We start from the raw sequence: 10,043 nt of genomic DNA on the forward strand, positions 1-10,043 counted from the left end.
CCGGCGGCGACGCAGCGGCCCTGTCGGCCGCCGCACAGGCGCAGGCGTCTGGATAATGCGCCAGAGGCGCACCCATGTTGCCGCTTGCCGAGGGCGCGCCGCGTGCCGTCGGCAAACGGCCTTTGCGCTGCGGCGGCAGGTGAAGCGTTCGTCTTGACTTTAGGGCGGTCTTTGCCCACACTAGGGCGGTTTTTTTCTTTATCCTATCCAGCCATGTGGATGATTTTGTGGCGTTTTTACCGCCGGAGCCAGCATGAGCGACTATAAAAAGACCCTGCATCTGCCCAAAACCAGCTTTCCCATGAAGGCCGACCTGGCCCGCCGCGAACCGGACGCCATCAAAAAATGGGACGCCATCAACGCCGCGGAGCTCATGGCCGCCGCCTCCGGCGCCAAAGGCGGCTATGTGCTGCACGACGGCCCGCCCTATGCCAACGGGCACCTCCACATGGGCCACGCCCTGAACAAAATCCTCAAGGACATTATCGTCAAATCCCGCAACATGGCGGGCTACGCCTCACGCTATGTGCCGGGCTGGGATTGCCACGGCCTGCCCATTGAACACAAGGTGGAGCAGGAGCTCAAAGAGAAAAAGAAAACCCTGCCCGCCCATGTGGTGCGCCGCCTCTGCCGCGAATACGCCGCCAAGTGGATCGACATTCAGCGCAAGGAATTCAAACGCCTGGGCGTGCTGGGCCTGTGGGAAAATCCTTACATGAGCATGAAACCCGCCTATGAGGCGGCCACAGCGCGCGAGCTGGCCCGGTTTGTGGCCGGGGGCGGCGTCATGCGCGCCAAAAAGCCCATCTACTGGTGCTGCTCCTGCCACACGGCCCTGGCTGAAGCCGAGGTGGAATACTACGACCACACCTCTCCCTCCATCTATGTGCGCTTCGCCCTGCCTGACGCCGGCCTGCGCGCACTCTTCCCCCAGGCGGATCCTTCCCGCGCCTTTGTGGCCATCTGGACCACCACCCCCTGGACCTTGCCGGACAACATGGCCGTGTGCCTGCACCCGGACTTTGACTATGTGCTGGTGCAGGCCGGGGACGCGCAGTACCTGCTGGCAGCCGAGCTGCTGGAGGCCTGCGCCGCCCGCTTCGGCTGGAGCGAGCCCACGGTGCTGGGCCGGGCCACGGGCGCGCAGCTGGAAGGCCTCAAGGCCCGCCACCCCTTCTACGATCGGGAATCGCCCCTGGTGCTGGGCAAGCACGTCACCCTGGACGCGGGCACGGGCTGCGTGCACACGGCTCCGGGTCACGGACGGGAGGACTATGAAGTGGGCCTCGCCTACGGGCTGGAGATCCTCTCCCCCCTGGACGACGCCGGGCGCTTTTTGCCCACGGTGCCCTTTTTTGCCGGGCTCACGGTCTTTGAGGCCAACCCCAAGGTTATAGAAAAATTGGAGGAAGTGGGCGCGCTGCTGCACCAGGGGCGCATCAAGCATTCCTACCCGCACTGCTGGCGCTGCAAGGAGCCGGTCATTTTCCGCGCCACCACCCAGTGGTTCATCAGTATGGAAAAGAACGACCTGCGCGCCCGCGCCCTCAAAGACATTGACGAGGAAGTGCGCTGGATCCCCTCCTGGGGCCGGGAACGCATCCACAACATGGTGGAATTCCGCCCGGATTGGTGCATCTCGCGCCAGCGGCAGTGGGGCGTGCCCATCCTGGCCCTGCTCTGCGAAGACTGCGGCGAAGCCTGGAACGACCCCCAGTGGATGGAAGACATCTGCGACCGCTTCGCCGCGCACCCCACGGGCTGCGACTACTGGTACGAGGCGGACATTAAGGAAATCGCGCCCCAGGGCCTGACCTGCCCGCACTGCGGCGGCAGCCACTGGAAGCGCGAGACGGACATTCTGGACGTCTGGTTTGATTCGGGCACCAGCTTTGCCGCCGTGCTGGAACAGCGGCCGGAGCTCTCCTTCCCCGCGGATCTCTATCTGGAAGGCTCGGACCAGCACCGGGGCTGGTTCCACAGCTCCCTGCTGGTAAGCGAGGGCAACCGGGGCTGCCCGCCCTACCGCAGCGTGCTCACCCACGGCTATGTGGTGGACGGCGAAGGCCGCAAGATGTCAAAATCCGTGGGCAATATCATTGCGCCCCAGGAACTGACCGAAAAATATGGGGCTGAAATCGTCCGCCTCTGGGCCTCTTCGGTGGACTACCGCGAAGACATCCGCCTTTCCGACGAAATCGTGGGGCGGCTGGTGGACGCCTACCGCCGCATCCGCAACACCTGCCGGTTCATCCTGGGCAACCTCCACGATCTGACCCGCGAAGACCTGCTGCCCCCGGCAAATCTGCTGCCCCTGGACCGTTTTGCGCTGGACACGGCGGCCCTTACCCATCAGCGGGTGCAGCAGGCCTATATGGATTTCGACTTTCACAAGGTCTACCACTGCCTGCACAATTACTGCGTCACCGACCTTTCCGCCGTATACCTGGATATCCTCAAGGACCGGCTCTATGCCTCGGCCCAGACCGGACCGGAACGCCGCTCGGCCCAGACGGCCCTTTGGCATATTCTGCGTCTGCTGCTGCGCGACATGGCCCCGGTGCTTTCCTTCACGGCGGAGGAAATCCTCAGCCATATCCCGGAAGGGCTGCGCCCCCCGCTGGCCACGGTTTTCGCGCTGCCGCCGGTGGACGACCTCGCCCCCTTCCTGCTGCCGGAAGGCACGCGCGACGACTGGAACGTGCTGCTGGCCGTGCGCGGCGCGGTAACCCGCGCTATTGAGCCCCTGCGCCGCGACGGCGCGGTGGGGCACGCCCTGGACACGCGGGTGACCCTCTATGCGGCCGATGAGCTGCGCCAGCGCCTGGAAGGGCTGGATACGGACCTGCGGGCTTTCTGCATCGTCTCCCAGCTGAGCCTGCAGCCGCTGGCCGCCGCGCCGCAAGGCGCCTACAGCGACCCGGAAGTGGCGGGCCTGGCCATTGATGTGGGCAAGGCCCTGGGAGCCAAGTGCGAACGCTGCTGGATTTACAGCACGGAGCTGGGCAGCCATAAGGACCACCCCACCCTTTGCCCGCGCTGCACGGCCGTGGTCGTCGGCCCGGACGCCGAGCGCAGCTGACGCGCCATGGTACGCCGCTACGCGCTGCTGGGCTCCGTAGCCGCCCTGGTCCTGTTTCTGGATCAGCTGAGCAAATGGGCCGTCATGCGTTGCATACCGGAGCACAGGCCAGTCACGGTCATCCCCGGCGTGTTCGACCTGGTCAACATCCGCAACCGGGGCGCGGCCTTCGGCTTCCTGAACCGCTCGGACATGGAGTGGCAGTTCTGGCTTTTTCTGGCCGCCACCGTCGTGGCTGTGGGGGCCATTCTGGCTGTGGCCCGCAGCGCGGACAACGGGCCCTGCCTGCTCACGGGGCTGGGCTGCATCATGGGGGGCGCGCTGGGCAACCTGGTGGACAGGGTGCGCTTTCGTGCGGTAGTGGACTTTCTGGACGTTTATTGGAAAGATTGGCACTGGCCGGCGTTCAATGTGGCGGATTCGGCCATTTTTGTGGGGGTGGCGCTGGTCTGCCTGGTACTCTGGCTTAAGCCCGCGCCACGCCGCTGACCGGCTCGTAACCGATGCCGGGGCCTGCTGTTTGCGGCCGCGCGCAGCGTTCGCCGCAGCCCAGCACCCTGAGGAGGCTCTATGATTTTCCACTGGTGGCATGTGCTGGTGCTGATGGTGCCCATGATCCCCTCCTTGTGGAGCATTCTGCACATCTGGGGGCACGAGTTTGCAAGCCCCCAGCAGCGCGTGCTCTGGCTCCTGCTGGTGGTGTTCGTGCCGGTTCTCGGCGGCATCATCTATATTTTTACCGGGCGCAAAAAGGCGCTGGGCGAGGTGAAGACCTAGGGTTGCCCTGTTGCCTTCGCAGCAAAGCCTGACCCGCCCGATGGAACAGCCCCTTAGTCAACCCCCAAGCCTTTGAAGATGAGGAAGATATGCGCACATTCCGTTCCCTGTACATCCTGACGCTGGCCTGCGCGGCCCTGCCGTTGAGCGGCTGCGTGGGCAGCAGCAGCGGCAGCGGCAATCTGAGCCTGGAGCAGCAGGTGCAGCAGCACGACGTGCAGCTGCGGCAGATGCAGCCCGCCCAGGCCGATGCCTGGAATCAGCTCCAGGCCATGCGCCAGGAGCTGAATACCCTGAAAGGTCAGATGGACGACCTGCACAACGCGGGCGGCGCACGCGCCCTGGTGGAGCGCGTTAAAACCCATGACGAGGCCCTGCGCCAGGTGGAGCGCAGCATGGCGCTGAACCTGAACCTGGGCGACCCCATGGCCGCCTCCGCCGGCTCTTCGCCTGCCGCGACCCCGATTGTCCAGGCCGCGCCGCAGGCCCAGCCCGCCTACGGACAAACCCCGGCCTACGGCCAAACCCCCACCTACGGACAGGCTGCCGCCAACGGGCAGCCCGCTTACGGCCAGGCGGCCGCCGGCGCAACAGCGGGGGCCGCTGGCGTCGCGGCGGGCTCTGCGGCGGCAGGGCCGGCCCAGGCGCCTTCGGCCAGCACCTGGGGGCAGCCTTCGCCCCAGCCCCAAACGCAGGTGCAGGCGCCGCAAAAAGATATCTCCCTGGCCCTGTTCGACGCGGGCGTCAACGCCTTTAACGCCCGCAAGTACGATGAGGCCCAGCGCTCCTTTTCTGACTTTCTCAAAAACTACAAAGACCACAGCCAGGCTCCGGAAGCCCAGTACTACATGGCGGAGTGCTACTTCCAGCGCAACCAGTTTGCGGATGCGGCCCTGGCCTACGACACGGTCATCAAAAAGTATCCCAAATCCTCCAGCGCGCCCGGCGCGTACCTGAAACAGGGCATCAGCTTCAGCAAGCTCAATCAGGGCGCGGCGGCCAAGGCCCGCATGCAGGAGCTGATCAAAAAATACCCCAATTCGCCCGAAGCCGCACGGGCCAAGACCTTCCTTAAGACCAACAAGTGACGCCTCAGCGGCCCCGTGCGGACAGTCGCCGGGGCCGCAGCAGCTTTCCACCGCAACCGCGCCGCGCGCAAAGGGCAGAGGCATGAGCGACCAGCCGAGCGAACCCGCCGTGTACAAGCAGCTGACTGCAGACATGCGCCAGGGCCTCAGGGATATTTACCGCCAGATCTACACCGCCTCCAAAGACCAGCCCCTGCCCGGCCCCGCCACGGACGCGCTGTTCCACGAGGCTTCGGACCAGCTGGACGAGGTGCTGAAGGCCACGGAATCGGCCACCATGAGCATCATGGAAATTGTAGAACGGCACCTGGATCTGCAGGCCCAGAACACCGAGCTGCTGGCCGCCGTGCGCCAGGGCACGGCCACCCCCTCCCAGGTGCACATGCTGGAAGAAAACAACAGCCGCCTGGGCGACGACCTGACCACCCTGCTCACCACCCTGAGCTTTCAGGACATTACCGGCCAGCGCATCAAGCGCGTGGTGGACTCCCTGAACCAGATCGAAAGTACCGTGGTGGAGCTCTACATTTCTTCCGGCCTCATGCTTGAGGGGGCGGAAAACAGCCCCCAGAAGACCGCGGCCGAGCTGCGCGACGAAGCTGCCAAAGCCCTGAAGGCCTTCCACCAGCGCCGCCAGGCCGCCCTCAAAGGCCCGGACAAAAACGGCATTTCCCAGTCCGCCATTGACGATATGCTCGCCCAGCTGGGCATGTAATCGCTTCCTATTTTCCCGCTGCCCGACCATTTTTCTTTCCGCCTGAGTTCCGTCAGGCGGGGGATTACAAGTCTGAGGCGCGGCTCATGGGAGCAGCGCCTTCCAATCTATTCTGGGAAAGACGGGCAGGCTGGCCGTATCAGTCCGCAGGAAATCGAGCGCTACCGCCAAGAGTTTCTCATATTTCTCCTTACCGATAGGAAAGTAGCCATGCGCGAGCAGAGATGCATTGCGGCATTCCAAAACTTTCTTCAGGTTGTGCTGTGACGCAAGAAAATCTTTTCCCAATGGATCATCCAGTGCCGCCAGCAGCTGAAAGGATTTTTCCAGGCCTACGCGTGCGGTGCCCTCCGCCTCCAGCGACGAATGCCAATCCTCTCGCAGGGACGCGGGCACCTGCTCCGGCCGCACATGCCCATTGTCGATGCCGTGCCGCACCCGCAAGGCGCATTTGGCACATTTTTCTATGGCGCTGTACAGGCGCGCCACCGCATCGTCATAGTGCCCTGCCGCGGCGCGGCGCTGCGCGTTGCCCAGCAGATCCCGCAGATAGGCGTTCCCCATCTCGTCCGTTGGCTGTGCAGGCATATTACGCAGCATCTTCGCGTCCTCGCAGACGATTTCCAGACGCTCCACATCCTGCTGCAAACCGGAGTGCAATTCTGCAAGTCGCTTGCTTCTGACAACGTAAGGTACCAGCCGGTCATGGGCCTGACGCAAGTGCCCCAGTGCCGCCTTATGGTCAAAGCTGTCCCAGAGCATATAGCCCTGCACCATGGCAGCGATGGCGCCGTAGAATTTCTTCTTGCCCGCATCGTCCATCTTTTGGGCAAGTGTCTGCGCCGTGGTCAGGGCATCGACGAACTGAGCGTTATTGAAGGAGTGCGCCAATGCGCGGGCCTCCCGCAGGGCCAGCACGTCCCACGGGTTGGCGTCCTGCACCACTTTTTCTGTGCCGGATTTCACGATACCCAGCCCATCCTTGGTGCGCGCGCAGCCCCCCACATAGGAGAAACGGCTTTGAAACTCCATCATGACCAAAGCCAGGGCCGCGGACATAATCTTTGTGCCGCCGGTAATATCTGCTATGAGGGGCGTATCCTCCGGCAAGGACATGTCACGCAATGCCTGGGGAATGCCCTTCCGCATATCCAGCACGCATTGTACGATGTCTTGGACATTGCTGAGGGTAACGATCTGGGTATCGCCGATGTGCCATGCCAAGTCGGCCTCAACGCTCCCGCGGATGGTGCAGCGAGACTCCGGCGAGGCGAAGTAGATGACATGGCTTGGTTTGTGAAAGCAGATGGTTGTGCGCAGAGGTTCGGGCGAACCACCCACCGTGCAGACGATGACCTTTGGTGTGGATATGCTCATGCTTCCTTGCTCCAGCTGATGAGTTTGTTTTTCAAATTCAGCACATCCTTGCCGCAAAGCACGCGCACGCCCATAGTGCGCGCCCGTTCCATGTCTCTGCTATCGAGAGGGCGCACCGAACAGAGCATGGCCCTGGTGAAGATGCCGCCGAGGCGTTCATGAAGTGAATCCACCTTATAGAGATCTGCGGACACTCTATTCTGTTGCGCGGCACCACTATCGGACATGACTGACGTTTTACATTCAATAGTGAACAGACGGTTGCGCGCGGTAAACAGGGCATCAAGTTCGTTCAGCACCCCTTCCCGCCGCACTCTGACTGAGGATGCAAAATCATTGATGATCCGTTCCATTTTCAACTTGAACAGCGTCATCCGCACATATTCTTCAAACCAAACGCCATTGCACCAGCGTCGTGCCGTTTCGTTGGGAAAGGCCACACAGCCGTTTCCTGTCAGCGCCATGCCCTCGCCTTTGCAAAGAGCCAACAGCTTTTCCCAGGTCCCGTCAGGTGCGCGGTTGTCGCGCGCACAACAGTTGGCATTGGTGGCATTCTCCGCCAGCCTGTTGAGATGGCCCAACGCCATTCCCCCCGCAGGGGTGCAGGCCAGCTCCAACAGACGCATAAGCGCCTCCCGGCGCGGGGCAGGTACGGGGTCTGCGTTGGCATTTTCCACATCAAAGCCGTTGGCCGTCAGCAAGTCTCGCACGGAGAGCACGTCCGGCAGGGGGGCATAGCGCCATGTACGGTCAATCTGGATGACCTGCTCTGCCGCTGTGTCGATGTAAAAGGCTGGAGTTCCGCAGGCATAGGCCCATTCCGAAGCTGCCAAAGCCATGAGCTTGGTGCCCCCCGTGAGATTCACCCCCAGTGATTCTCCGCCACAGTCTGCACGGATGGAGTCCAACACGGCATACATGGCGTCCTGCCCGTAGTTATCCTCCAGTGAGTATTCTGAGAAGGCGCACTGCCGCCCCCGCGCTTGCAGAGCCCTGCGCAACTGCTGTGCTGCGCTCCGCATAGTCGGGGTGACGACCGCGTGGATATAGGAAGGTTCTTTTCCCGGCAGGGACGCAGCCAACAATGTGGGCACCGCTTGGCCGGACACGAAGACAATGTGGTGTTGCAGGGCAGAAATGGGCATGCAGACTCCAATTCTATCCCGGACCGGGACAGGGTCAAATAACCGTCCAGGGCAGCGGTTCGGACGCCTGCGGCAGGGTTGCCCCGCAGGCTCGCCGACGCCCCGCGCAGGACTCGCACAGCGGGAAGATTTTCACGCCGTCCTCCTCAGGGTCGATGACCGCGGCCAAGCGGCACTGCAGCACCTGCAGGGTATGCTGGGTGAGGTATACCTCATACACGGACCTCTGTACGCGAACGCCGTAGTCCAGCACAATGGAAGCGGCGCGCGCGAGGCGTCTGTTGTCCGCTATATCGTACAGCACAAGATAGTGGCCGTCCATCAGATAACCATCCAATCTGTTTGTGTCACGCGGATGCCCTGCCCCAAAATGATGGCACGGTGGGCGCAGCGGCGACACAAAGGGTAGATGACCACAGAATCCCAGGGCTGCATGTCGAGCGCCGCGGCCATACGCAGGACAGCGGCGAACTCTTTCTGCCCCAGCACACATTCAAAAACAGATTTTTGCGTGTGCAGTCCTTTTTCGCGGAGAAAACTGAAAAATTTACGGCGAGTCCTGTTATCGCTGATGTCATAGGCAATGAGCGCGTACATGGGTGTCACCGCAGCATGAGGGGGAGATACGCGTCCGCTTCGCCCTCCACAAGACGGCGGTATTGCCGGGCCTGGAACACAAGGGCGTCATTGTAGGTCATCTGCCGGTCCGCTGCAGGGTGGTGGAATTCCGTTTCCATTTTCCTTGCGAAGATTGTGAGCACACGTTTGAATGCATCATGCCGCAAAAGCACGGGCGATCTGCCAGGCACATGCCCGCCCGGAGTCTCCTCCGTCTGTTCGCCTGCCAGGGCGCTGACATCAGGCACGGAACACTGCGGCGTCATGGCTCCGAGTGGCTCCTGCAGGGCAGCCTGCTCTGCAGGATCGGCTGTCAGGAGTTCCTCCTGTGGTTCCGGTGCGGGCGCTTCAAAATCATTGCGGCCGAGCACTCGCAGATTAAACAGTGCGATGGTGAGTGTATCGGCCAGCATAGCGCGGAACTCCTCCACAAGGTCCAGCGGCAGGCATTGCCGCCCGTAAGTGGGCCTGTGCAAAGCCGCCGGGTAGGGGTCCAACCCTGCGATGCGCACTGCGGCACAGCAACGGTTGATGAGCAGGGTGTAAAGCAGTGACAACACGGCGTTGACCGGATCGGTGGGTGGGCGACGCACACGCCTTGTGAACCCCCAGTCTTCCGTAAAAGCCAGCGGCAAATGCTTGAAGTACAGGGCCGCACCGCTCCCCTCCAGTCCGCGCAGCGCGTCAAGGTCGTCGAGCGCGTCCGCCTTGCGCGCCAGCTCACGCAGGGCGGTAGCCGCCTCGCCCGCCTGCGGCTTTCCTCTCGCGCGCCTAATGCGGGCCATGACCGTGGCCTGGTTGGCGAGCTTGGCCTGTACGATGCGGCGCCCCACCTTCAGGCAGAAGGCCTGGTCGTCCATCAGGACGAACTGGCGCTTACGCAGAAAGACATTGGCTGGCTCCCTGCCGGACAGCCGCCCCATGTATCTGCCGTCCGCCCGCAAAAAGACCGTATCCACATCCTCGCGCAGCAGAAAAAGGAGAGCCGGAGGCGTCAGTTGCACATTGCCGAACAGGAGCAGTTGCTCCAACTGTTCCACAAAGAGGGTGCGCTTCATGTCCGGCGTGGAGACAATAAGCCGCTGCCCTTCGCGAGAAATTTTTGCGCCCTGTTCGCGGATGTAGGCAATCATGGACAGTCCCTTTGCGTATCAGGTCTTTTCCGTCCGGCGGCATGCCCCCATGACAAAGACCAACGCAGTTGAGTCACAATCCCTTTGTATTTCAGGTCTCTTTCTTCC

10 protein-coding genes are annotated in these 10,043 nt (G+C 62.5%); 5 read left to right on the top strand and 5 right to left on the bottom strand.

Going from position 1 to position 10,043, the window contains the following annotated elements; all coding sequences use genetic code 11:
* The first annotated feature begins 253 nt into the window (after positions 1 to 253).
* The 5 genes from ileS (at position 254) to BLS55_RS03365 (ending at position 5,662) form a co-directional block, all read left to right on the top strand.
* A complete protein-coding gene (gene ileS, locus BLS55_RS03345; RefSeq protein WP_092152941.1) occupies positions 254 to 3,082 on the top strand; it encodes an isoleucine--tRNA ligase in 2,829 nt (942 codons plus the stop codon).
* Positions 3,083 to 3,088: 6 nt separating this feature from the next.
* The gene (gene lspA / locus BLS55_RS03350) at positions 3,089 to 3,571 is read left to right on the top strand and encodes a signal peptidase II (protein WP_092152942.1); all 483 of its coding nucleotides are present in this window, start codon (positions 3,089 to 3,091) and stop codon (positions 3,569 to 3,571) included.
* 81 nt (positions 3,572 to 3,652) lie between these two features.
* Positions 3,653 to 3,859: a PLDc N-terminal domain-containing protein gene (locus BLS55_RS03355; RefSeq protein WP_092152943.1), complete on the top strand. Its 207-nt coding sequence runs from the start codon at positions 3,653 to 3,655 to the stop codon at positions 3,857 to 3,859.
* Between the two features lie 89 nt (positions 3,860 to 3,948).
* Entirely contained in the window at positions 3,949 to 4,947 is a 999-nt protein-coding gene (ybgF, locus tag BLS55_RS03360) for a tol-pal system protein YbgF (protein WP_092152944.1), read from the top strand.
* Between the two features lie 82 nt (positions 4,948 to 5,029).
* The gene (locus BLS55_RS03365; protein ID WP_092152945.1) at positions 5,030 to 5,662 is read left to right on the top strand and encodes a protein phosphatase CheZ; all 633 of its coding nucleotides are present in this window, start codon (positions 5,030 to 5,032) and stop codon (positions 5,660 to 5,662) included.
* 84 nt (positions 5,663 to 5,746) lie between these two features.
* On the opposite strand, the gene BLS55_RS03370 is transcribed toward BLS55_RS03365, so the two are convergent.
* Genes BLS55_RS03370 through cas1 form a run of 5 tightly spaced genes read right to left on the bottom strand, consistent with a single transcriptional unit; the run spans position 5,747 to position 9,935 of the window.
* On the bottom strand, positions 5,747 to 7,039 hold the full coding sequence (locus tag BLS55_RS03370) for a TIGR02710 family CRISPR-associated CARF protein (RefSeq protein WP_092152946.1): 1,293 nt from the start codon (positions 7,037 to 7,039) through the stop codon (positions 5,747 to 5,749).
* Positions 7,036 to 8,184, bottom strand: coding sequence for a Card1-like endonuclease domain-containing protein (locus BLS55_RS03375; protein ID WP_092152947.1), 1,149 nt, complete (start codon positions 8,182 to 8,184; stop codon positions 7,036 to 7,038). Before BLS55_RS03375 ends, BLS55_RS03370 begins: the two co-directional genes overlap by 4 nt.
* Before the next feature lie 34 nt (positions 8,185 to 8,218).
* Positions 8,219 to 8,506 carry a CRISPR-associated endonuclease Cas2 gene (cas2, locus tag BLS55_RS03380; RefSeq protein ID WP_092152948.1) on the bottom strand — a complete coding sequence of 96 codons (288 nt, stop codon included), beginning with the start codon at positions 8,504 to 8,506 and terminating at the stop codon, positions 8,219 to 8,221.
* A complete protein-coding gene (gene cas2 / locus BLS55_RS03385) occupies positions 8,506 to 8,781 on the bottom strand; it encodes a CRISPR-associated endonuclease Cas2 (protein ID WP_092152949.1) in 276 nt (91 codons plus the stop codon). The genes cas2 (BLS55_RS03380) and cas2 (BLS55_RS03385) overlap by 1 nt, the downstream gene beginning before the upstream one ends.
* 5 nt (positions 8,782 to 8,786) lie before the next feature.
* On the bottom strand, positions 8,787 to 9,935 hold the full coding sequence (gene cas1 / locus BLS55_RS03390) for a CRISPR-associated endonuclease Cas1 (protein WP_092152950.1): 1,149 nt from the start codon (positions 9,933 to 9,935) through the stop codon (positions 8,787 to 8,789).
* Between the last annotated feature and the right edge of the window lie 108 nt (positions 9,936 to 10,043).

Source organism: Desulfovibrio legallii, from assembly GCF_900102485.1.
Taxonomy (GTDB): domain Bacteria; phylum Desulfobacterota; class Desulfovibrionia; order Desulfovibrionales; family Desulfovibrionaceae; genus Desulfovibrio; species Desulfovibrio legallii_A.